This window comes from Telluria sp. BA11 (assembly GCF_056680305.1).
In genome coordinates this window covers 2,115,116-2,135,557 of record NZ_CM155275.1, presented here as the reverse complement: position 1 = coordinate 2,135,557, position 20,442 = coordinate 2,115,116, and the positions used below count along the sequence as shown (strand labels likewise).

The 20,442-nt window shown below is 60.9% G+C and carries 23 protein-coding genes, 1 tRNA gene and 1 riboswitch; of the genes, 14 read left to right on the top strand and 10 right to left on the bottom strand.

The annotated features are described in order from the left end of the window. Window positions 1-386 precede the first annotated feature (386 nt). On the top strand, window positions 387-1,322 hold the full coding sequence (locus AC1MGT_RS09365; RefSeq protein ID WP_499503956.1) for a nuclease-related domain-containing protein: 936 nt from the start codon (window positions 387-389) through the stop codon (window positions 1,320-1,322). 319 nt (window positions 1,323-1,641) lie between these two features. Here AC1MGT_RS09365 and AC1MGT_RS09360 read toward each other — a convergent pair whose 3' ends face one another. Then, complete coding sequence (locus AC1MGT_RS09360) at window positions 1,642-2,568, bottom strand: hypothetical protein (RefSeq protein WP_499503955.1); 927 nt, start codon at window positions 2,566-2,568, stop codon at window positions 1,642-1,644. Window positions 2,569-2,961: 393 nt separating this feature from the next. Here AC1MGT_RS09360 and AC1MGT_RS09355 point away from each other — a divergent pair. Beyond that, window positions 2,962-3,035: transfer RNA gene (locus AC1MGT_RS09355), tRNA-Gly, on the top strand. 27 nt (window positions 3,036-3,062) lie between these two features. Here the strand turns inward: AC1MGT_RS09355 and AC1MGT_RS09350 are convergent. After that, a complete protein-coding gene (locus AC1MGT_RS09350) occupies window positions 3,063-3,392 on the bottom strand; it encodes a hypothetical protein (protein ID WP_499503954.1) in 330 nt (109 codons plus the stop codon). A 16-nt stretch (window positions 3,393-3,408) separates the two neighbouring features. On the opposite strand from AC1MGT_RS09350, the gene AC1MGT_RS09345 reads away from it, so the two are divergent. Further along, a complete protein-coding gene (locus tag AC1MGT_RS09345) occupies window positions 3,409-4,338 on the top strand; it encodes an aldo/keto reductase (protein WP_499503953.1) in 930 nt (309 codons plus the stop codon). After that, window positions 4,335-5,018 (top strand): DUF6064 family protein, encoded by a 684-nt coding sequence (locus AC1MGT_RS09340; RefSeq protein WP_499503952.1) that lies wholly within the window; start codon window positions 4,335-4,337, stop codon window positions 5,016-5,018. Before AC1MGT_RS09345 ends, AC1MGT_RS09340 begins: the two co-directional genes overlap by 4 nt. On the opposite strand, the gene AC1MGT_RS09335 is transcribed toward AC1MGT_RS09340, so the two are convergent. Beyond that, window positions 4,990-6,105 (bottom strand): succinylglutamate desuccinylase/aspartoacylase family protein, encoded by a 1,116-nt coding sequence (locus tag AC1MGT_RS09335; RefSeq protein ID WP_499503951.1) that lies wholly within the window; start codon window positions 6,103-6,105, stop codon window positions 4,990-4,992. The two genes, AC1MGT_RS09340 and AC1MGT_RS09335, sit on opposite strands and share 29 nt — an antisense overlap. Before the next feature lie 154 nt (window positions 6,106-6,259). On the opposite strand from AC1MGT_RS09335, the gene trmB reads away from it, so the two are divergent. The 3 genes from trmB to AC1MGT_RS09320 all read left to right on the top strand — a co-directional run bounded on the left by trmB (window position 6,260) and on the right by AC1MGT_RS09320 (window position 9,016). Continuing rightward, window positions 6,260-6,940: a tRNA (guanosine(46)-N7)-methyltransferase TrmB gene (gene trmB / locus AC1MGT_RS09330; RefSeq protein ID WP_499503950.1), complete on the top strand. Its 681-nt coding sequence runs from the start codon at window positions 6,260-6,262 to the stop codon at window positions 6,938-6,940. Window positions 6,941-7,055: 115 nt separating this feature from the next. After that, entirely contained in the window at window positions 7,056-8,270 is a 1,215-nt protein-coding gene (locus AC1MGT_RS09325; RefSeq protein WP_499503949.1) for a sensor histidine kinase, read from the top strand. Next, window positions 8,267-9,016, top strand: coding sequence for a LytR/AlgR family response regulator transcription factor (locus AC1MGT_RS09320; protein ID WP_499503948.1), 750 nt, complete (start codon window positions 8,267-8,269; stop codon window positions 9,014-9,016). Before AC1MGT_RS09325 ends, AC1MGT_RS09320 begins: the two co-directional genes overlap by 4 nt. Window positions 9,017-9,018: 2 nt before the next feature. Here AC1MGT_RS09320 and recQ read toward each other — a convergent pair whose 3' ends face one another. Both recQ and AC1MGT_RS09310 read right to left on the bottom strand, forming a co-directional pair. After that, window positions 9,019-10,875 (bottom strand): DNA helicase RecQ, encoded by a 1,857-nt coding sequence (gene recQ / locus AC1MGT_RS09315; protein WP_229424819.1) that lies wholly within the window; start codon window positions 10,873-10,875, stop codon window positions 9,019-9,021. 58 nt (window positions 10,876-10,933) lie between these two features. After that, complete coding sequence (locus AC1MGT_RS09310; protein ID WP_499503947.1) at window positions 10,934-11,767, bottom strand: undecaprenyl-diphosphate phosphatase; 834 nt, start codon at window positions 11,765-11,767, stop codon at window positions 10,934-10,936. A gap of 183 nt (window positions 11,768-11,950) precedes the next feature. Here AC1MGT_RS09310 and AC1MGT_RS09305 point away from each other — a divergent pair, with 183 nt between their 5' ends. Beyond that, window positions 11,951-12,358, top strand: coding sequence for a hypothetical protein (locus tag AC1MGT_RS09305; RefSeq protein ID WP_499503946.1), 408 nt, complete (start codon window positions 11,951-11,953; stop codon window positions 12,356-12,358). Between the two features lie 10 nt (window positions 12,359-12,368). Here the strand turns inward: AC1MGT_RS09305 and AC1MGT_RS09300 are convergent, their stop codons facing one another. Continuing rightward, window positions 12,369-12,653: a YkgJ family cysteine cluster protein gene (locus tag AC1MGT_RS09300; protein ID WP_499503945.1), complete on the bottom strand. Its 285-nt coding sequence runs from the start codon at window positions 12,651-12,653 to the stop codon at window positions 12,369-12,371. A gap of 179 nt (window positions 12,654-12,832) precedes the next feature. Here AC1MGT_RS09300 and AC1MGT_RS09295 point away from each other — a divergent pair, with 179 nt between their 5' ends. The 4 genes from AC1MGT_RS09295 to AC1MGT_RS09280 all read left to right on the top strand — a co-directional run bounded on the left by AC1MGT_RS09295 (window position 12,833) and on the right by AC1MGT_RS09280 (window position 16,052). Next, on the top strand, window positions 12,833-13,483 hold the full coding sequence (locus tag AC1MGT_RS09295; RefSeq protein WP_332533180.1) for a TetR/AcrR family transcriptional regulator: 651 nt from the start codon (window positions 12,833-12,835) through the stop codon (window positions 13,481-13,483). A gap of 183 nt (window positions 13,484-13,666) precedes the next feature. Further along, entirely contained in the window at window positions 13,667-14,320 is a 654-nt protein-coding gene (locus tag AC1MGT_RS09290) for a protein-L-isoaspartate O-methyltransferase family protein (RefSeq protein ID WP_499455822.1), read from the top strand. Between the two features lie 10 nt (window positions 14,321-14,330). Further along, a complete protein-coding gene (locus tag AC1MGT_RS09285; RefSeq protein ID WP_499503944.1) occupies window positions 14,331-14,654 on the top strand; it encodes a rhodanese-like domain-containing protein in 324 nt (107 codons plus the stop codon). A 39-nt stretch (window positions 14,655-14,693) separates the two neighbouring features. Next, window positions 14,694-16,052 carry a TolC family outer membrane protein gene (locus AC1MGT_RS09280; RefSeq protein WP_499503943.1) on the top strand — a complete coding sequence of 453 codons (1,359 nt, stop codon included), beginning with the start codon at window positions 14,694-14,696 and terminating at the stop codon, window positions 16,050-16,052. A 59-nt stretch (window positions 16,053-16,111) separates the two neighbouring features. Here the strand turns inward: AC1MGT_RS09280 and ribB are convergent, their stop codons facing one another. From ribB to AC1MGT_RS09260, 4 genes are all read right to left on the bottom strand, one after another. Continuing rightward, a complete protein-coding gene (ribB, locus tag AC1MGT_RS09275) occupies window positions 16,112-16,759 on the bottom strand; it encodes a 3,4-dihydroxy-2-butanone-4-phosphate synthase (protein ID WP_499503942.1) in 648 nt (215 codons plus the stop codon). A gap of 103 nt (window positions 16,760-16,862) precedes the next feature. Next, window positions 16,863-17,015: riboswitch (FMN riboswitch) on the bottom strand. Window positions 17,016-17,084: 69 nt separating this feature from the next. Then, window positions 17,085-17,498, bottom strand: coding sequence for a lactoylglutathione lyase (gene gloA / locus AC1MGT_RS09270; protein ID WP_499503941.1), 414 nt, complete (start codon window positions 17,496-17,498; stop codon window positions 17,085-17,087). Between the two features lie 93 nt (window positions 17,499-17,591). Further along, window positions 17,592-18,023 (bottom strand): OsmC family protein, encoded by a 432-nt coding sequence (locus AC1MGT_RS09265; RefSeq protein WP_183556076.1) that lies wholly within the window; start codon window positions 18,021-18,023, stop codon window positions 17,592-17,594. Window positions 18,024-18,026: 3 nt separating this feature from the next. Beyond that, the gene (locus AC1MGT_RS09260; RefSeq protein ID WP_499503940.1) at window positions 18,027-18,365 is read right to left on the bottom strand and encodes a hypothetical protein; all 339 of its coding nucleotides are present in this window, start codon (window positions 18,363-18,365) and stop codon (window positions 18,027-18,029) included. Window positions 18,366-18,509: 144 nt separating this feature from the next. Between AC1MGT_RS09260 and AC1MGT_RS09255 the strand changes: the two genes are divergently transcribed. Then, window positions 18,510-19,397, top strand: coding sequence for a DUF3667 domain-containing protein (locus AC1MGT_RS09255; RefSeq protein WP_499503939.1), 888 nt, complete (start codon window positions 18,510-18,512; stop codon window positions 19,395-19,397). Window positions 19,398-19,527: 130 nt separating this feature from the next. Further along, window positions 19,528-20,430: an NAD kinase gene (locus AC1MGT_RS09250; RefSeq protein ID WP_499503938.1), complete on the top strand. Its 903-nt coding sequence runs from the start codon at window positions 19,528-19,530 to the stop codon at window positions 20,428-20,430. Window positions 20,431-20,442: the final 12 nt, after the last annotated feature.

Genomic DNA, 20,442 nt, shown 5'->3' with positions numbered 1-20,442 from the left:
GGCAGCACGCGATCACGGCGCACAAGAAACGGCCATTCCATTTCACGGCCCGGCTGCCAAAGGTTGAATTTGTTAGAAAGCTGGAAACCGGCGTAGGATGCGGGCGACGCGGGTGTAGCTCAATGGTAGAGCAGAAGCTTCCCAAGCCCCTTTACATCAAGAACAACCACTGTTAATGCGCGTTTCCCCCGCGCGAAACGCCCTGTAGACCAAAAACCATTCAAATCAAGGCGTTAGTCACCATCACATTTTCGACCACACTTGGGTTTCGAAAAGCTGTTGTGGTGCCATTTGTGACTTTCCGCCACAAAAACTTCCGAACCTGCCACACATCAAGCGAGCGTTGATACAATGCAATATTGTATTTGCACTTAGCTCAGGTAAACATGCTCATCAAAAGCGCAGACGACAAAGAGTCGGAGATCGCAATACTTCAGAACCTGCTTTCTCACGAACGTGTGCCGGCTGAAAAGAAGCAACTAATCGAAAGGGAGGTGCGGAATCTATCGGTTGGTATTGCCACCGAAAGACAGGCAGCGTTCGAAATAGATTTCTATGCTGCGCCTAGCAAAAATCTATTCGTCATTCACGATCTTCGCCTTGAAATTGGCGGTCGCGTTGCTCAGATCGATCATTTGTTGATGAATCGAGCTTTTGAAGTTTTCGTTCTTGAAACAAAGACGTTTAGCACTGGATTGTCAATCAATGACAGGGGGGAGTTCTCGACTTTTTATGAAGGGAAAGAAGTGGGTATTCCTTCTCCGGTAGAGCAAAATGCACGTCACATATCTGTACTCAAAGACGCATTTAAAGAAATCGGCCTGCCCAAGCGGCTTGGTATCACTTTGCAGCCTTCATTCAATTCAGTAGTTCTCGTTTCGCCAAAAGCGATTATAAATCGTCCCAAACTAGCTAGCTCGGACGCGTCGATCATAAAACTCGATCAGTTTTTTTCTTGGTACCATAAAAAAATGGACGGGTTGACGCTGAAAGATACGGTGGGAATTCTTAAAATATGCTCTAGCGATACAGTTAAAAGTCTTGGTGAAAAACTGCTTTCATTGCACAAGCCTAAGCGCGTTGATTACATTAAAAGGTTTGACCTGGGGTCGGCACTGCTCAGCAAGGAGCAAGTCGAACCGGCGTATTCTGAACAGAAGACTAGCACTGCTTCAACGGTATTAAAAAGAAAAGAAGAAACGGAATATTTTTGTGCGAATTGCAAAAGCTCGATAGCAACGGTTGTGGCCAAATTTTGTTGGAATAATAAATCCAGATTCGGAGGAAAGGCTTATTGCCGTGTTTGCCAAGCAAAGATGTAATTGCGGGAAAGAGGGCATTTGGATGATCTTCGATTCAACCGATCGCGTGATCAAACATTAGAATAGGCCGCCACCGCTTAAAAAGCCATTGAGGTGGTGGCGGCATACAACACTATGTTACTTCTTTAGGGCCCACACTTAATCGTCATCATCTTCGTAAGCAGGGCGGGCCGATTGTTGGCAGCCGCAGTCCTCAATCGCACCGCCGTAGAATGCGTCTGATCCATCCTCCGTTGACCACAGGTTTGTAGTGCATAAACAGTACTGACATTGATAGTGATATGTGGACATATAACCTCTCGATATTCTTGCCGCAAAATTAGAAGTAGTAATCGTCAAGCTCCACAAATTCTCCCTTGAGCCAGACGTAATGAACGATCGGGATGTGGAGGCTAATATTCGATTTGTCGCCAATCGGCGGCAACGTGGGCGGTAGATCTGGGTTTGGCTCCTTGCTCATCATCATTTCTATCGCGACGCTTAGGGATACCGGTTCAGGTGGAAAGCTCGGCTCTCTAATATTCCACCTCACTGGTCCTAATGCATCTTCCAGTAAGGTGCGCGCTTCATCGAGCGTAGCTGGAATAGCCATGCCGGTATACCGAAAGAAGTGTAGTCCGGGAAGGTTATTCTCAACGTAAACATCTGCCCGTAATTCTTCCAAATAAGCCTCAGTCCTTGTTCTCATTCCAACCGAACCATCTTCTTTCGTCACAGGGTGGCCAAGAACATAGAAGCCACCATCTGCGTCTTCGTTGCTGTAAGAGTTTTTTAGATCTTCCGCGGTAGAAAAGAATAATCTTGGGTCATGTATGAACCCAGATGACTCTAAAATTCTCGGATTCCATTTTTTTTTATCCCACGGATTTTGCGGATACCACATGGCAAAGGCGAAACCAGATTTGACGGGCGTCTCTACTGTTAGCTCGTAGGCGTTCGCCATCTTTATTACGTGCTTCCAGTCGTGAAATCCAGCATGAAACGCGGCAGCATCCAACGCTGCCGCGAGCTGGACATTTGACTGTTTTCGTAGCTTTTTAGCTTCCGAATTTAGAGTGCGCACTAAGTGAGAAGTAACCGCAAACGGTGGGCGCCTTTCCCTCCACTTGGTAAACAAAGGAAGACTCTGCAAGTAGTAGGGGCGCACTTCCGCTAAGCGATTTACAGCTTCAGAGAGGGAGATAGAGCGCAGCTCAGAAATCCTTTGAGCATGCTCAAGGACGCTAGCGTGGAGAGTTGGTTGCATGGTTATTCCGAATGCACGACGACCTGCAGATGCAGCTGTTGTAAGCCTACCTCTTACATCAATGTCGCCATGATCAAATGACCAAGGTTTTGAATGTGCTTTGCAATTGCCATCCCTGAGGGTTCGCTATAGGTAGGTAGCAAGGCTGGCATGGCCTATGTGGATTCTACCAATTTATTTTTGGCTGTCAACAGCAATTCATAATCTACCAGCGTCGATTCCGTTGTCTGAAAATCGTTTTCCATAAATGGCTCCCGTACCGAAAACGATATCGAAGTGCCATGAATCTCTACCATCAAAATTACCACAAGCTCCTTCAGCTCCTGCCTGGATTACACTCTCCAGACTGCAATGTTGTCAACAACGTTAAAACCCGCGTAGAATGCAGGCAACGCGGGTGTAGCTCAATGGTAGAGCAGAAGCTTCCCAAGCTTACGACGAGGGTTCGATTCCCTTCACCCGCTCCAATCATGACCTGACGCGAACGCCTGGGTTCAAGATTTCCCCGAATCGACAGGCACATCGCCGCTACGTATCGGCTTCACCAGCTCCCACTCATTATCGGACAATGGACGCGCGTCAGGGTCATCCATCGCTGCGGCTGTAATTTCCGCATCTTCTTCCGGTGTTGGAACCATCGTTCCAGATCTTAAATTCGGCATGGCATTGACTTCCTGGACATTTGCTGCCTTCAAACTGGATGCGCATGTGCTTGTCGGATTGCGGCGATGATGTAGTGTAGACGCTGCCTGACCCAGCATCCCACCGTGTAGCGCTGCGCCACGTTCAGTCGCGCCGATGTAGCCTTGCGTTTCACTGTCCAAGCAAGGAGCGCTCTGCATGCCACCGACCTCCCCATCACGCCGTCATCTGCTGGCATCCATGATTGCCGCCTCGGGCGGACTGGCCTTGTCACCGCTGCTCGCTGCTGCACCACCCGCCCCGTTGCTTACCCGACCGATCCCTTCAAGCGGCGAACAACTCCCCGTCATCGGACTTGGCAGCTGGATTACCTTCAACGTCGGGCGCGACCCGCAAGGCCGCCGTGAATCGGTCGACGTGATGCGCCAGTTCTTTGCCGGTGGCGGCAGGCTGGTTGATTCGTCGCCCATGTACGGCTCGGCCCAGGACGTGATCGGCGAGGCGGTGCAAACTCTCAAACCCGCGCGGCTGTTCTCGGCCGACAAGGTCTGGGTCAGCGGCGGTGCGCGTGGCGTGGCGCAGGTCGAGGCATCGCGCAAGCTGTGGCGCGTGCCGCGCTTCGATCTGCTGCAGGTCCATAACTTGCTGTCGTGGGAAGAGCATTTGCCAATCCTGCTGGCGATGAAGCGGGAAGGGCGGCTGCGCTACGTCGGCATCACCACGTCCGAAGGCCGTCGGCACGCCGAGATCGAAAAAATCATGGCGTCGCAGCCGATCGACTTCGTGCAAATCTCGTACAACGCGCTCGATCGCGACGTCGAGCGGCGCATCCTGCCGCTGGCGCGCGAGCGCAAGATCGGCGTGATCGTCAACCGGCCATTCCGCCAGGGCGACCTGACGCAGGCGCTGGCCGGCAAGCCGTTGCCGGGCTGGGCGGCCGATATCGGCTGTACGACGTGGGCGCAGGCGCTGCTCAAGTTCATCGTGTCGCATCCGGCCGTCACGTGCGCGATTCCGGCCACGTCCAGCGTCGTGCATGTGCGCGAGAATCTGCTGGCTGGCACCGGTCGCATGCCTGACGAGGCGCTGCGCAAGCGCATCGCGCAGGATGTCGAGAGGCTGGCATGAGCGAGTGGTGGACGTATTCGCTGTCCGACTTTTTGATGTTTTCAAGCCGCAGTTACTACCGGCTCATCGAGAGCTACAACACTGCCATCTGGCCAGCGCATTTGCTGGCGCTGGTGGTGGGCGTCATCGTGATCGGTGCCATCGCGCGGCCACGCCAGCACCTGCAACGATCAGCGGCGCTGGTGCTGGCAGCCGCCTGGGGCTGGGTCGCATGGGCGTATCACCTGGAGCGCTATGCCGAGATCAACACGGCAGCGCCGTATTTTGCTGCAGCGTTTGCCATGCAGGCGCTATTACTGTGCTGGCTCGCGTACAGGCCAGGTAACGCAGCGCCTGCGCCGCAACCTGCAGCACTCGGCCTGGCGTGCCTGGCCATCTTCGCCTATCCCTTGCTGGCGCTGATACGTGACGGCGGCAGTTGGCCCCAGGCGGAAGTCTTCGGCATCGTCCCCGATCCCACGGTCGTTGCCACCCTGGGCGTGCTGCTCGCATGGCGCGCGCCTGCGATCTTCTGGCTGATCCCAATGCTCTGGTGCTTCGTCAGCGGCGCAACGCTGATGGAACTGAAGATCGGCCATGCATGGCTGCTGCCGGCGCTTGCCTTCATCAGCAGCCTTGCCTGGATCATCAAAAGAAAAACACCGCGCGACCTCAACTCGACAGCAAATCTCCAATCCTGAACGAGTCCGTCCCCGCCACTTTACAGACGTGCATCCCGCGCAGCAAATGCCGGTGCGCCGTGCACGCAAACAGCAACCCTGGCCGGCTCGCCGCCACCGGCGTGACCTGCCCGCTGACCGGATTGACGATGTCCGCAATCGGCTCGCCCGCCTCGACCCGGTCTCCCAACGTCTTGCGCAGCACCAGCACGCCCGCATGCGGCGCGGTCAGCGGTTCGACCGCGTCGAGCGGTGTCGGCGCGCAGGCGTAGGCGGGCATGTCGCCGAGCGGGATATCCAGCACGCCCTGGTGCGCCAGGTAGCGCAGCAGCGCGTCCGCATCCTTGCGCGCGTAGTCGTAATTGACGTCGTTCTCGCCCCGCAGTTCGACGGTGACGGCCACGCAGGCCGGCGGAATCGCAGCATCCGGATAGTGACGCGCGAGGTCCCACCACAGGCGGCCGCAGGCTTCGTCGAACGGTTCGCCGCCCGATTCCGTCGCCACCAGCAGCACGCGCGCTTCCATCAGCGCGGCCAGCGGTAGCACTGCTTCGACCAGCGGTGTGCCGGCGTACATGTGCAGCACCGCCTCGGTGTCGCAGTGCAGGTCGAGCATGATGTCGGCGTCGATCGCCATCGTGAGCAGCGTTTTCTTGAGCGTGGCGGTAGGGTTGTCAGGCTCCCAGCTGGCCACCGAGTGCCGTGCATGCTCGCGGATCAGCGCGACGTTGGCGGCGGCGCCCTGCCCAAGCTGGCCGTCGACTGCCGCCATCACATCCTGCGCCACGTGGCGGTAGGCGCGATTGAAGTTGGTGCCGGTTGCCAGGTCGTAGCGGCCGAACGGCGCGCCGTGAATCACCTGCGCCAGCCCGATCGGATTGGCCACCGGTACCAGGATCACCTCGCCCTTGATGCGGCCTTCGGCGTCGAGACGCTCGAGTTCCTGGCGCAGCACGTGCGCGACGAGCATGGCCGGCACTTCATCCGCGTGCAGCGAGGCCTGGATATAGACCTTCTTGCCGCTGCCCGGCGCGCCGTAATGGAACGAGGTCAGGTTGACGGTGGCGATATGCTCGTCGATGGCGATCGGGTGTTTCGTGGAATGCATGGACAGACTCCGGCAAGCTGGGTGAAGACGCGATTATGGCCGATCCGGGCGGCGCGTCGCGTCGGCTATAATGACAGCCGCATTTTCCTCTTCACTTTCTTCGTCCCCACATCCCATGTCTCTTGATAAGCCCAACAATGGCCCGGCGCGGTCCATGCTGTACGATCCTACCGAACACCGCATCCGCAGTTTTGTCACGCGCGCGGGCCGGCTGTCGACCGCGCAGGCGCGGGCCTTCGATGAACTGGGCCCCAAGTTCCTGATCGGGTACAAGAAAGAACCGCTCGACGTCGCGCAGGCCTTCGGCCGTACCGCGCCGGTGATCCTGGAAATCGGCTTCGGCATGGGCGACACCACGGCCCATATCGCCAAGCTGATGCCCGAGAAAGACTTCATCGGCGTCGAAGTGCACACGCCGGGCGTCGGCAGCCTGCTCAAGCAGATCGGCGAGCAGGACATCGCCAACCTGCGCCTGATCCAGCACGACGTATTCGAGGTGCTCAACCACATGATCGTCGATGGCTCGCTCGACGGCGTGCATGTGTTCTTCCCCGACCCATGGCACAAGGCGCGCCACAACAAGCGCCGCCTGATCCAGCCGGCGTTCGTCAAGCTGCTGTGCCAGAAGCTGGCCCCTGGCGGCTACCTGCACCTGGCGACCGACTGGGAAGACTACGCGGTGCAAATGCTGGAAGTCTTGAGTGCCGAGCCCGAACTGGCCAATACCGCCGACGGCTACGCGCCGCAGCCGGCCTACCGCCCGCTGACCAAGTTCGAGAACCGCGGCATCAAGCTCGGTCACGGCGTCTGGGATCTGGTTTTCACGCGCAAATAAGCCACATCGTCGCTCGTGCCTGTCTTCTCGTCGTTCGTCGTCCATCGCTGTACGCCGTCGCAGTAGTTTCCTAGACTGATCTCGTTGCTATACATTAACGAGAACGGAGGACACCATGTGGGCAGGGATCGCGAAGTGGTACCGGCAGTGGGAGCAGGAACAACTAGCAGTGCTGCAGGACCCGGCGCTGGCGCGCCAGGCGCCCTTTGGTTACCGCCGCTATGTCGCCTGCAAGCTGGCAGCGCTGCCGCTCCGCGAGCGCCAGGAGTTGTACCGGTTTTCCGTCTATTGGCGTGGACCCCGGGTATGGCTGGCACTGGCCGCGCTGTGCCTCGTACTGTCCGTGCTCGGATTGCTGCTCCATCTGGCCTTCATGCCTGCTGCCCCATGGTGGAAGACGGTTGTTGCGGCCAATACGATCGGGCTGGCACTGTCGGCATCATTCGCGGGGGTCTGGTTCAACTACCGGAAGATCGCGCGCGCCAAGCTCAGGGCGCTGGCCTCAATGGTTGGCCTCGGAGCGATCGGTGGCCTGTTCGGGACCCTCATCGTGACGGTAAGCCGTGGCAAGCCATGGCAGGAACTGATCGATGATCTGCCACGCACGTTGATGCTGGTGACGGGTGCCGCAACGGTGCTGATCGCAGCACCGTCGATCGTGCTCGCTGTACTGCGCAACCGGCATTACGAAACTGCGAACGCCCAGCTCCAGCGCGATGCCGAGCAGGCGCGCCTGGCACGCGAACTGAGCGAAACCCAGCTGCGCCTGCTGCGCGCCCAGATCGAACCGCACTTCCTGTTCAACACCCTCGGCGCCGTGCAGCAACTGGCCGAGCAAGGCGCGCCGCGCGCCGCCGAACTCACGGCGCACCTGATCGATTTTCTGCGCGCCAGCATGAGCGACATGCGCTGCGAGCAGGTGAGCCTGGCCACCGAGTTCGGCCTGGTCGAATCGTACCTGGCCGTGATGCAGATCCGGATGGGTGAGCGCCTGCGGTTCCGGATCGATCTCCCCACGGGCCTGGCCGCCACCCGGATCCCGAGCATGCTGGTACTGACCCTGGCCGAGAACGCGATCAAGCACGGCATCGAGCCGTCCCTGCGCGGTGGCGACATCACCGTCACCGCCCACGAAGACGCCGATCGGATCCGCATCGCGGTGCACGACAGCGGCGTGGGCATGAGCGACACACCCGGCAACGGCACGGGCCTGGAGAATGTGCGCAGCCGCCTGCGCCTGGCCTATGGCGAGAGCGCCAGCCTGGCGCTGAGCGAAGCCGAACCGGGCCTGCTGGCCGAACTCCTCATCCCCCGCAAGGACGCGCAATGACAGTCACGATTCTGGTTGCTGAAGACGAACCGCTGATGCGCGAGCGCTTGCTCGGCATGCTGGCGCTGGCCTGGCCCGACGCGCAGGTGATCGCGGCGGTCGACAATGGCCTCGATGCCTGGGATGCCTATCTGGAGCATGCGCCGCGCGTGGTGTTTCTCGACATCCGCATGCCCGGCCTGTCGGGCCTGGAAGTGGCCGAGCGCATCGGCCGTCAGGCGCACGTGGTGTTCGTCACCGCCTACGACCAGTACGCCGTCGATGCGTTCGACGCCGGCGCCGTCGACTATCTGCTCAAGCCCATCCAGCCGGGGCGCCTGGACAAAGCGCTGGCGCGGCTACGTGAAAAACTTGACAGCCAGCCGATGGATGTCAGCGCAGTCGTCCGGCAGGTGAAGGCGGCGTCGCCCGCGCCGGCGCGCGAACACCTGAAGTGGCTGAAGGCCAGCGTAGGCAAGCAGATTCGCCTGATCAACGTTGAGGAGGTGTTGTTCTTCCAGGCTGACACCAAGTACACGCGCGTGGTGCTGGAAGGATCGGAAGCGCTGGTGCGCATCCCGCTGAAGGATTTATTGGGCGGGCTCGATGCCGACCGCTTCTGGCAGATTCATCGCGGCACGGTCGTGAAGGTGACGGCGATCCGCGCCGCCGAGCGCATCGACGCCGAGCGCATGCAGGTGCTGCTGCGCGGCAGCAGCGAAGTGCTTCCCGTCAGCCGCAGCTTCACGCATCTGTTTCGCGAATAGCGTTACAGCATCTCGTTGATGATCGCGACGATCGCGTCGCCATACGACACGAGCTTTTTCTCGCCCACGCCGGTCACGCCGCGCAGCTGGTCGATCGACGTTGGCTTGACCTTCGCGATCTCGCGCAGCGTCGCATCCTGGAACACGACGTACGCCGGCACGCCGTGCTCGCGCGCTGTGCCCATGCGCCACGAGCGCAGGCGCTCGAAGATGCCCTGTTCGGAGCGCGACAGTTCCACTTCCTCGAACGTCGAGCGCGACGTGGAAGGGCGCTTGGCCTTGACCGGTTTCTGGTACTGACGCAGTTGCACCGTTTGCTCGCCCTTGAGCACCGGACGCGCGGCGTCGGTGAGCTTGAGTGAGCTGAAGGCGTCGTGGTCGACCGTGACGAGGCCCAGCGCGATCGCCTGGCGCAGGATGGCGCGCCACTCCTGCTCGCTGCGGTCGGCGCCGACGCCATACACGGTGAGCTTGTCGTGGTGCCACTGGGTGATGCGCTCGGTGGTCGCGCCGCGCAGCACGTCGATCACGTGGCCGCCGGCAAAGCGCTGGTCGACCCGGTAGATGGTGGAGAGGAGCTTTTGCACCGGCACCGAGCCGTCGAAGCTCACCGGCGGGATCAGGCAGGTGTCGCAGTTGCCGCACGGGCCGGAGCGTTCGCCGAAGTAGTCGAGCAGGCGCATGCGGCGGCACGACAGGGTTTCGCACAGGCCGAGCATGGCGTCGAGCTTCATCGACAGCACGCGCTTGAACGTTTCGTCGGCCTCGGATTCGTCGATCATCCGGCGCTGCAGCACCACGTCTTGCAGGCCGTAGGCCATCCAGGCGCTGGCGGGGCCACCGTCACGGCCGGCGCGGCCGGTCTCCTGGTAATAGCCCTCGATGCTCTTGGGCAGATCGAGGTGGCACACGAAGCGCACATCGGGTTTGTCGATGCCCATGCCGAAGGCGATGGTGGCGACCATGACGATGTTTTCTTCGCGCAGGAAGCGCGCCTGGTTCTTGGCGCGCACCGCGTATTCCATGCCGGCGTGGTAGGCCATGGCGCGGATGCCGTTTTCGTTGAGGAAGTCGGCGGTTTCTTCGACCTTCTTGCGCGACAGGCAGTAGACAATGCCCGAGTCGCCTGAATGCTCGCCGGCGATGAAGTCGAGCAGCTGCTTGCGGCCGTTGGCTTTCTCGACGATCGAGTAGCGGATGTTGGGGCGGTCGAACGACGAGACGAACTGGCGCGCTTCGCCCAGTTGCAGGCGCAGCGCGATCTCGGCGCGCGTTTGCTGGTCGGCTGTCGCCGTGAGCGCGATGCGCGGCACGTTCGGGAAGCGCTCGTGCAGGATCGACAGGCGGATGTACTCGGGGCGGAAGTCATGGCCCCATTGCGAGACGCAGTGCGCTTCGTCGATCGCGAACAGCGAGATCTTCGATGCATCGAACAGCTCGAGGCAGCGCTGCGTCATCAGGCGCTCGGGCGCCACGTAGACCAGGTCGATTTCGCCGGTGCGCACGAGGCGCTCGATGCGCATCGCTTCTTCGAATGTCTGGGTCGAGTTGAGGAACGCGGCGCGCACGCCGACTTCTTCAAGCGCGTCGACCTGGTCTTGCATCAGCGCGATCAGCGGCGAGATGACCACGCCGACGCCGTCGCGCAGCAGCGCAGGAATCTGGTAGCACAGCGACTTGCCGCCACCGGTGGGCATCAGGACCAGCGCGTCGCCGCCACTGGCCACGTGCTCGACGATTTCGCCCTGCTGGCCGCGGAACGCGGGGTAGCCGAAGACGGTCTCGAGCACGTGAAGCGCACGTGCGCTGAGGTCGGCGCCAGTGTCGGTGACCATGTCGGCGCCGGTGTCTGAATTCATACGTTCAATGTCGGACAGAGTGTTCAAGCTGTGTGTTGGACCGGCTGATGCTGCAAGTTTAGTCCGCCCAGGTAAGCAGATCGAATTGGGCGGTCACGAGAATCAGGATACCGAATACGATACGGTACCAGGCGAAGATCGTGAAGTCGTGCGTACTGATGTAGCGCAGGAGCCAGCGCACGCACAGGAACGCGGAAATAAACGCTGAGAAAAAGCCCAGGCTAAACAGCGGCACATCGGCCATCGACAGCAGGTCGCGCTCCTTGGCGATCGAGTAGACCGTGGCGCCCAGCATCGTCGGCATGGCCAGGAAGAACGAGAATTCGGTGGCTGCCTTGCGCGACAGGCCAAACAGCATGCCGCCGATGATCGTCGAACCCGAACGGCTGGTGCCGGGGATCAGCGCGAAGGCTTGCGCGAAGCCGACCTTGAGCGCATCGAGCATGCTCATGTCGTCGACCGTCTCGACCCGCGCGGCCTTCGGGTTCTGGCGGTTGCGGTGTTCGACCCACAGGATGACGATACCGCCGAGCACCAGGGCGACGGCCACGGGAATCGGGTGGAACAGCACTTCGGTAATGGCCGCGCTGAACAGCACGCCAGCAATCGCGGCAGGGAAGAATGCAATCACGACATTGCGCGCAAAGCGCTGCTGGACGGGATCGGCGCCCAGTCCGGCGAACACCTTCGCGATGCGCGCACGGTATTCCCAGACCACGGCCAGCATGGCGCCGGCCTGGATGACAATCTTGAACACGGTCGCCTTGGTGCCCGTGAAATCGAGCAAGCTGCCCATCAGGATCAGGTGGCCGGTCGACGAAATCGGAAGGAATTCAGTGAAACCCTCGACCAGGCCCATGATGATTGCCTTAATGGCGAGAACGATGTCCATGGTGTTTTTGTGCTGTGGAAGTGAACTGTGGGAGGTACATGCGAGGGGGCAAAGCTTACCATGAGCGCGGGGGCTGCCGTTGGGCTAACTGAACCGTACGAGCTGCCGCGGATGGCATCGGGGCCGTTTTAATCTCGCTGTAAAGATGTGTCATCCGTAAAAACGCGTGCTACACTCAAAGCCATGAGTCTTTTTCTTGTCCTCATTCTTGCTGCGCTGGCCTGGGTAGCATTTCATGACTGGCAGTTGCCCAACGCCCTGCGTTACCGGCCTTTCCAGGGTCGGGCGTGGCGTAGTTCTTTCCCTTCCGCATCCCGCAAGGACATCCGCGATTTCCTCGCCGTGTGTGGCTCGGCCTGCGCCTTTGGCGCTTGCGACCGTTTGCATTTGCGCCCTGACGACCCGGTACTCAATGTCGTGCGCGCCGCCAAGCCAACGCGCTGGATGCCCGACGCCACCGACATCGAACCGCTGGCGCGCGCAGTGCGCGAACGCTATGGTGTCTTGCTGAGCGACATCTGGCACGACGGCCTGACGCTCGGCGGATTGTTCCAGCGCGTGCAACAGGCACGCGGCAAGCCGGCGATCTAAGCCACCGTATTCACACGGGCTCGGGCGCCGTCAGCCGTTCCAGTTCGCTCAACCAGACCATCGCCTGCGTCCGCGTATCGCCACACATCTCGTGCGACGGTTGCAGTCCGCCGCAAAAGGCCGGCCGCTCGGGCTGCCCAAAGATGCGGCAGCGCTCGTCTTCTCCCAATTGCACGCAACGCACGCCTGCCGGCTTGCCATTGGGCATTCCTGGGATCGGGCTAGTGATCGACGGTGCAGTACAACAGGCGCCGCATTGCGACCGGCACTGGAAGGGGGCGGGAGTGGACAGCATGGCGTTTGAAAAGTGGCAGACCGCAAGTATACATCGGACCGCGGCGCCAGCGTCAGATGATGCATTGTCTACTTATTGTGGCTAAATATAATATATTTTTAGTTACGCAGCGGTCGCTTGACGGCAACAACATGACGGGTCTATATTGGTTGTTCCTTAGATAATTTCTGAGTGGGAAAATGGACTGCCAAACAGACAGTAAGCCACGCTGGGAACGTCGCAAGGAAGCGCGGCCGCAAGAGCTGCTCTCGGCTGCCGTCGAGTTGTTTGTCGAGCGCGGCTTTGCCTCGACCCGCCTGGAAGATGTGGCCAAGCGCGCCGGTGTGTCCAAGGGCACCCTGTATCTGTATTACACCAACAAGGAAGACCTGTTCAAGGCCGTCGTACGCCAGAGTATCGTGCCGATGCTGGGGCAGGCCGAAATCTCGGTCGCTGAATTCGAAGGCCACAGCGCCGACCTGCTGCGTAGCGTGATCCTGTCGTGGTGGCATCGGGTGGGTGCGACCAAGGCGTCCGGCATCAGCAAGCTGATCTTTGCGGAAGCCGATAATTTCCCTGAGCTGGCGCGCTTTTACCAGACCGAAGTCATGAGCCGCGGCATGCGCATGATCTCCAGCATGCTCGAGCGCGGCGTGCAGCGCGGCGAGTTTCGCGCGATCGATATTCCCCAGACCACCCAGGTTTTGATCGCGCCAATGCTGATGCTGTCCACCTGGAAACACACCATCGCCCCGTGTGAGCGCTGTGACCTGCATCCCGAAGCCTTCCTCGATGCCTTCCTCGACATCACCCTCAATGGCCTCGTGCCGGCTGGCCAACCGGCCCGCTGAACGCCCGTTCACGCCAGGGACGGTTTTCTGGCGTTCATCCCCTCCAAACTGCAGACTGTCGCAATTTTCCTCTGGGGAAGGCGTGCGTCGATAAGATGTGCCTCGAGATACCTATTCAGGTAGGTTCCAGCACCGTTCACGGATTAGAATATCGGATTGTTTATTTTTCCACCGAGAACTGAAATGAATATCGAACAAGCCCGCTTCAATATGATCGAACAGCAGATCCGTCCTTGGAACGTGCTGGACCAGGACATCCTCGACCTGCTGCACGTGGTCAAGCGTGAACAATTCGTGCCACAGGCCTACCAGAACCTGGCATTTGCCGACACCGAAATCCCGCTGCCGGGCGGCGAAGCCATGCTCAATCCGAAGGTCGAAGCGCGCATGGCGCAAGAGGCTGGCGTCAAGCAGGGCGACAACGTGCTGCAGATCGGTACCGGTTCGGGCTACCTGGCAGCGCTGCTGGCGAGCAAGGCGCGTCACGTGACGAGCGTTGAAATCCTGCCGGAAACCGCCGCCCAGGCCAAGCAGAACCTGGACGCTGCCGGCATCACCAATGTAGCGGTCGAAGTGGGCAATGGCGCGCAGGGCTGGGCCACCGGCACCGACTACGACGTGATCGTCGTCTCGGGCGCACTGCCGCTGCTGCCAGAGTCGCTGATCAAGCAACTGAAAATCGGTGGCCGCATGATCGCGATTGTCGGCACTGCGCCGGCCATGACGTGCCAGCGGATCACCCGCACCTCGGCCACCGCGCATGAGGCGGTCACCGTGTTCGAAACCGTCGCCAAACCGCTGACGGGCGCAACGAAGCCGTCCGGCTTCACGTTCTGAGGACGCCGTGATGCAACAGATTACTGCTCCCGAACTGGCCGCCTTGCTGGCCGATCCGGCGCGCGAGCAGCCGCTGCTGCTCGACGTGCGCGAAAACTGGGAATTCGAGACGTGCCGGATCGCCGGCTCGACCCAGATTCCGATGAACCTGATTCCGGTGCGCGTGACCGAGATCGACGACGACCGCGAGGTCGTCTGCATCTGCCACCACGGGGCGCGCAGCATGCAGGTTGCTGCCTTCCTCGAGCGCAATGGTTTTGACAATGTAACGAACTTGACGGGCGGGATACACGCCTGGGCTTTGCAAGTCGATCCGTCGATGCCGACGTATTGACCTGATTCCAAAAACTTGATGACCCCTGTGGAGATAGCAATGCAGAAACCCCTTATCGCCGTGCTGCTTGCGAGCGCGTGCTTCTCGCTCAACGCCGGTGCTGCCGACCTGATCCAGGTGTATCAGCAGGCACTGGCCAATGATGCGACGTACGCGAGTGCGCGTGCTTCGCTGTCGGCGAGCCGCGAGCGCATCATCCAGGGGCGTGCAGGGCTACTCCCGACCGTTGGTATCAGCGGTGCACTGAGCAAGAACGACAGTGACTTCGATCCATGGAATGTCGGTCAGCTCGGCACCCTGCCGAACGGCCAGCCGGGCATCGTCGGCAGCAGCGGTTCGAACCTGCGCACCAACGAATACACGCTGGCGCTGCAGCAGCCGCTGTATCGCTGGGATCGCTGGGAAACGTACCAGCAGAGCAAGCTGCAGCAAGCCATCGGCGAAGCCCAGTTTGCCCAGGCCCAGCAGGACCTGATCACGCGCGTGGCGCAAGCCTACTTCGACGTGCTGGCGGCGCAGGACAAGCTGGAATCGACCCGCGCCCAGAAGGACGCAACCACCGAGCAGCTGGCATCGGCCAAGCGCAATTTTGAAGTCGGCACCCAGACCATCACCGACACGCACGAAGCGCAAGCCGCGTATGACCTGGTGCTGGCGCAGGAATTCGCCGCCGTCAATGACCTGGACAACAAGCGCAATGCGCTGCAGGCCATCATCGGCACCGCGCCGGGCAACCTGGCAGCCCTGAAACCCGGCACGACGCTGGCCGTGCCGCAGCCGGCCACGGTCGATCCATGGGTGTCGTCGGCCGAAAACCAGAACTATGGCGTGACGGTCAGCCAGCTTCAGGTGGAAATTGCCACGCGCGACATCTCGCGCAACCGCGCCGGGCACATGCCGACGCTCGATCTCGTGGCCAGCTCGACGCGCCGCGACGTCAACGGTCGCACGGGCAATTCGGGCGATACCAAAAACAATGCGATCGGCCTGCAGTGGAGCGTGCCGATCTTCAGCGGCTACGCCGTCACCAGCCGCGTGCGCGAGTCGATCGCGCTGGAAGACCGCGCCCGCAACGAGCTGGAAGCAACGCGCCGCAATGCAGCGCTGCAGGCGCGCCAGTCGTTCCTCGGCGTGAACAGCGGCCTGGCGCAAGTGAAAGCACTGGAAGCGGCGGAAGTGTCGAGCCAGTCGGCGCTCGAGTCGAACAAGCTCGGCTACCAGGTGGGCGTGCGGATCAATATCGACGTGCTCAATGCGCAGCGCCAGCTGTACCAGACCCGCACCGACCTGTCGCGTGCACGCTATGATGTGATCGTCAATGGCTTGCGCCTGAAAGCAGCGGCGGGTTCGCTGCGCGAGACCGACCTGACGCCGGTGAACAGTTTGCTGGTAGAGTAATTTTCTGCTGCATCACGCAAGCCCGGTCGACCATGCAAGTGGCGACCGGGTTTTTTGTTTTACAGCGCCCGCGCCTTGCGCCACTGAATCAGTTCAGCAATCGTCAGGATCGGAAAATCGCGCTCCTGCGCAAACTGCTCGATCTGCTCCCCGCGCATCATCGTGCCGTCAGGGTTCATCAATTCGCACAGCACGGCTGCCGGCTGCAGACCGGCCAGCCGGGCCAGGTCGACCGAGCCTTCGGTGTGTCCGGCGCGGGCCAGCACGCCGCCGGGCGTGGCGCGCAGCGGGAATACATGGCCCGGCCGCACGACGTCGTCCGGCCGGGCGTCATGCGCGATGGCGGCCCGGATCGTGGTCACGCGGTCGGCGGCCGAGACACCGGTGGTCACGCCATGACGCGCCTCGATCGACACCGTGAACGGCGTGCCGAAGCGGCTGCCGTTGTCCGGCGCCATCGGCGGCAGTTCGAGCGTACGAACCTTCTCGTCAGGCAGGCACAGGCAGACGATGCCGCTGCATTCGCGGATCATCAGGGCCATGGTGTCGCTAGTGATGTGTTCGGCGGCGACGATCAGGTCGGCCTCGTTCTCGCGATCGAAATCGTCGAGCAGGATGACCGGAATGCCGGCGCGCATGGCGTCCAGCGCCGCGGCGATGCGGCCTTCCAGGTCGTGACTGAAAAGGGTATGGGTAGAAACCAGCATGTGAAACGCTCCTCGCAAAGTGGGCGAAAAACGCATCAGGGCAAAGCGCAGCCGCACGCCCGTCTCCCCCACGCAAGGCAGGGCAGACCGGGCGCGTGAACGCGCACATCTTCTTTCATCCGGACTATACCGTCGGCTCTGGCATCGCACCAGATCTGCTGACCCTGCCCGGCATGATGCCGGGCAGGCGCTCGCGGGCTCGACCGTTGCCGGTCATACCGCCGGTGGGGAATTGCACCCCGCCCCGAAGACGTAATGTTGTGTGCCTGCAGGATGCAGGCGCGGCGATTGTAGCAGCGCCGCGCTATCCTTGCAGGCGGCAGGCTTACTTGCTCAGGCCGCCACCGCTGGCGTTGTCGGCGCGTTCGATCAGCTCGACCTTGTAGCCATCCGGATCGGTAATGAAGGCGATCACGGTGCTGCCGCCCTTGACCGGGCCTGGCTCACGCGAGATGTTGCCGCCGGCTTCACGCACTTGGTCGCAGGTCGCGTAGATGTCAGCGGTGGAGATGGCGATGTGGCCGTAGGCCGTGCCCATGTCGTAGCTGTCGGTACCCCAGTTATAGGTCAGCTCGAGTTCGGCGTGATCGGGATTGCTGCCGTAGCCGAGGAAGGCCAGGCTGTATTTGTACTCGGCGTTCTCGCTCGTGCGCAGCAGTTTCATGCCCAGCACGGTGGTGTAGAAGTCGATGGAGCGTTGCAGGTCGCCGACCCTCAACATGGTATGCAGGATGCGCATCGTGTGTGCCTTATATGGTTCGGAAAGACCGTCATTTTATGCCTTCGACGGTTTCCTTGCCGGACAGGGCCCGATGCGCATCCGATCTTGCTATCAGCTCTCGAGCTTGGCGTCGAGCGTGATGGTGGCGTTCAGCAGCTTCGACACCGGGCAGTTTTCCTTTGCCGTGGTCGCTGCCTTGTCGAAGGCTTCCTGGCTTGCGCCCGGGATCTTCGCGCGCAGTTCCAGGTGGATCGCCGTGATCGAGAAGCCGCCTTCGACTTTTTCCATCGACACGGTGGCCTTGGTGCGCAGTTCGTCAGCGGTCAGGCCGGCTTGGCCGAGCTGGCCCGACAGCGCCATCGTGAAGCAGCCTGCGTGCGCCGCGCCGATCAGTTCTTCGGGGTTGGTGCCTGGCGCATCTTCAAAGCGGGTGTTGAAGCCATATGGCTGGTCCTTCAGTGCGCCGCTGCCGGTCGACACCTGGCCCTTGCCATCCTTGATGCCACCACTCCATACGGCGCTGCCGTCGCGTTTGATTGTCATGTCTTATTTCCTTTCGTTGGTGTTGTCAGTGTCGTCGTCTTTTGCCTCGGGCGCCGGTTCGGCCTCGTGGTCACGCATGTCGCGATGGCGGTCCGGCAGCGGGGTGGCCTGGCCACTCGCGCCGGGTGCGGCATCGACTGCCTGGGAAATGCCCGGCGTGCCGCGTGCTTCGGTATCGATCAGGCCTTGTTCGAGGTCGGCTGCTGCCTGCTTCATGATGCCGCGTGGCTCGGTGTCCTGGCCATCCGGCGTTTCATCGCGTTCGTGCGGCTGGCGTTTGACGCCATCGTTGCCCATTGGTTCGTCCGTATTCACGGCGCGGTCTTTTGCGTTGGTCGCCATCGCGATCTCCTTTTGTATTTTAGTCATCCTCATCCTAACTGCCCACGCCCAAAACGGTCGCTCAATTGAACTTTGTAAATATGATGCTTTTTTGCAATTACATGGCTAAGATAGGATTTTGAATGTCTTGACGGAAGATGCACCGTGACGCCTGACACCCTGCCGCAGCACGCCACGGCGGTCTGCAAGAACTGCTGCGCCGCCACCGATGGCAACTATTGCCATCAGTGCGGCCAGGCCACGCACCTGCACGTGCCGAGCGCGCGCGAGTTCCTGCACGAATTCATTGCGCACTACGTGGCGCTGGAAGGCGCGCTGTGGAAGTCGCTTGGCGGGCTGATCTTCAAGCCAGGCTTTCTCACCTGCGAATACATCGAAGGCCGACGCGCCCGCTACCTGCAGCCGCTGCGCCTGTATCTGACGTTCAGCATCATCTTTTTTGCGCTGTTCAAGTTCAGCGGGATGGAAGTAATCAATCTCGGCGAAGAGGTACCGCCTTCGGCCGTCGTCGTGTCCGGGGACAGGCAAGAAACCGCCAAGCCTGCCACGGAATTCAACCGCGCTGTCGCGCCCCTCGTGACTGGCGCCGGATCGTTCAACGCCACCCTGGGCCAGAAAATCCAGCACTTCCTCGACCTGCCGCGGCGTGATCAGGAAGTGGCGCTCAAGGGGGCGTTCTTCAGCTATACGCCGTATGCGGTATTCGCACTGATGCCGGTGTTCGCCTTCTATCTGCGGATCCTGTACGTGCGCACGGGCCGCCGCTATGGCGAGCATTTCCTGTTTGCGCTGCACACCAATGCATTTGCCTTCCTGATGTTCAGCGTGCTGCTGACGCTGCCGCCAATGCTGGATTTCCTGGAGCTGCCACTATCGTTGTGGCTGCTCTTGTATCTGCCACTGGCGATGCACAGGGTGTATGGCGGCGCGCGCCTGGCCACCGGCCTGCGCTGGATCGTGCTGAGCCTGCTTCATGTGCTGAGCCTGGTCCTGGCGGTCGTGGTTGCCATGGGAGCGGCACTGGTGGCCTGAACTTGCGGGACCGGGGCGGCGACCGGTATACTGTGCATCTGTACAGTGTTTGCCGAGCGCTGCTATGGCAGCCGCAGGAATTATCGGTTAATCTCCAGCGTGTTGTTAACCTACTACTGCCGAGATCGCTATGCCCGCTTCGCCCCAACCGCAACAGATCATCGCGCTCGTGGTGCGGCATAACACGCCAGGCGTCGAAGAGCCGGTCAGCCGCATCCGCGATTTTCTGGTCGGGGCCGGCTACCGCGTCGTGTTCGAGGCCGATACCGCCGCCAATCTCGCGCTCGACAATCTCGAATCGATGACCGTGGCCGAGATCGGCGCACAGGCGCAGATCGGCATCGTCCTCGGCGGCGACGGCACCATGCTCGGCATCGCGCGCCAGCTGGCCGAATACGATATCGCCCTCATCGGCATTAACCTGGGGCGCCTGGGCTTCATCACCGATATCGCACTGGACGACATGCTGCCCCAACTGAGCAACATCCTGGAAGGCCGCGCGCGGCGCGAAGAGCGCACGCTGCTCGAGGCGCGCGTCATGCGCGATGGGGTGCTGATCTTTTCCAGCGTCGCCGTCAACGACGTGGTCGTGGCGCGCGGCACCGGCGCCGGCATGGTCGAACTCAAACTGAGCGTCGACGGTCAATTCATGTACAACCAGCGCTCGGACGGTCTGATCGTCTCCACGCCCACCGGCTCGACGGCGTATGCGCTGTCGGCCGGCGGGCCATTGCTGCATCCGAGCCTGGGCGGCACGGTGCTGGTGCCGATCGCGCCGCATGCGCTGTCGAACCGGCCGATCGTGGTGCCCGACACGAGCGAGATCGTGGTCGAACTGGTCAGCGGGCGCGACATCAGCGTGAACTTCGACATGCAGACCTTCACGAGCCTGCAGCTGGGTGACCAGATCGTGATCTCGCGCTCGCCGCACACGATCACGTTCCTGCACCCACTCGACTGGAGCTACTACCACACGCTGCGCCAGAAACTGCACTGGAACGAGTACCCCACCAACGACGGCAGGCTCAAGTAAGCTATCCATCGC

Coding starts and splice junctions, on each gene's coding strand:
- AC1MGT_RS09365 (WP_499503956.1), top strand. CDS start 387: ATGCTCATCAAAAGCGCAGACGACAAAGAGTCGGAGATCGCAATACTT.
- AC1MGT_RS09360 (WP_499503955.1), bottom strand. CDS start 2,568: ATGCAACCAACTCTCCACGCTAGCGTCCTTGAGCATGCTCAAAGGATT.
- AC1MGT_RS09345 (WP_499503953.1), top strand. CDS start 3,409: ATGCCACCGACCTCCCCATCACGCCGTCATCTGCTGGCATCCATGATT.
- AC1MGT_RS09340 (WP_499503952.1), top strand. CDS start 4,335: ATGAGCGAGTGGTGGACGTATTCGCTGTCCGACTTTTTGATGTTTTCA.
- AC1MGT_RS09335 (WP_499503951.1), bottom strand. CDS start 6,105: ATGCATTCCACGAAACACCCGATCGCCATCGACGAGCATATCGCCACC.
- trmB (WP_499503950.1), top strand. CDS start 6,260: ATGCTGTACGATCCTACCGAACACCGCATCCGCAGTTTTGTCACGCGC.
- AC1MGT_RS09325 (WP_499503949.1), top strand. CDS start 7,056: ATGTGGGCAGGGATCGCGAAGTGGTACCGGCAGTGGGAGCAGGAACAA.
- AC1MGT_RS09320 (WP_499503948.1), top strand. CDS start 8,267: ATGACAGTCACGATTCTGGTTGCTGAAGACGAACCGCTGATGCGCGAG.
- recQ (WP_229424819.1), bottom strand. CDS start 10,875: ATGAATTCAGACACCGGCGCCGACATGGTCACCGACACTGGCGCCGAC.
- AC1MGT_RS09310 (WP_499503947.1), bottom strand. CDS start 11,767: ATGGACATCGTTCTCGCCATTAAGGCAATCATCATGGGCCTGGTCGAG.
- AC1MGT_RS09305 (WP_499503946.1), top strand. CDS start 11,951: ATGAGTCTTTTTCTTGTCCTCATTCTTGCTGCGCTGGCCTGGGTAGCA.
- AC1MGT_RS09300 (WP_499503945.1), bottom strand. CDS start 12,653: ATGCTGTCCACTCCCGCCCCCTTCCAGTGCCGGTCGCAATGCGGCGCC.
- AC1MGT_RS09295 (WP_332533180.1), top strand. CDS start 12,833: ATGGACTGCCAAACAGACAGTAAGCCACGCTGGGAACGTCGCAAGGAA.
- AC1MGT_RS09290 (WP_499455822.1), top strand. CDS start 13,667: ATGAATATCGAACAAGCCCGCTTCAATATGATCGAACAGCAGATCCGT.
- AC1MGT_RS09285 (WP_499503944.1), top strand. CDS start 14,331: ATGCAACAGATTACTGCTCCCGAACTGGCCGCCTTGCTGGCCGATCCG.
- AC1MGT_RS09280 (WP_499503943.1), top strand. CDS start 14,694: ATGCAGAAACCCCTTATCGCCGTGCTGCTTGCGAGCGCGTGCTTCTCG.
- ribB (WP_499503942.1), bottom strand. CDS start 16,759: ATGCTGGTTTCTACCCATACCCTTTTCAGTCACGACCTGGAAGGCCGC.
- gloA (WP_499503941.1), bottom strand. CDS start 17,498: ATGCGCATCCTGCATACCATGTTGAGGGTCGGCGACCTGCAACGCTCC.
- AC1MGT_RS09265 (WP_183556076.1), bottom strand. CDS start 18,023: ATGACAATCAAACGCGACGGCAGCGCCGTATGGAGTGGTGGCATCAAG.
- AC1MGT_RS09260 (WP_499503940.1), bottom strand. CDS start 18,365: ATGGCGACCAACGCAAAAGACCGCGCCGTGAATACGGACGAACCAATG.
- AC1MGT_RS09250 (WP_499503938.1), top strand. CDS start 19,528: ATGCCCGCTTCGCCCCAACCGCAACAGATCATCGCGCTCGTGGTGCGG.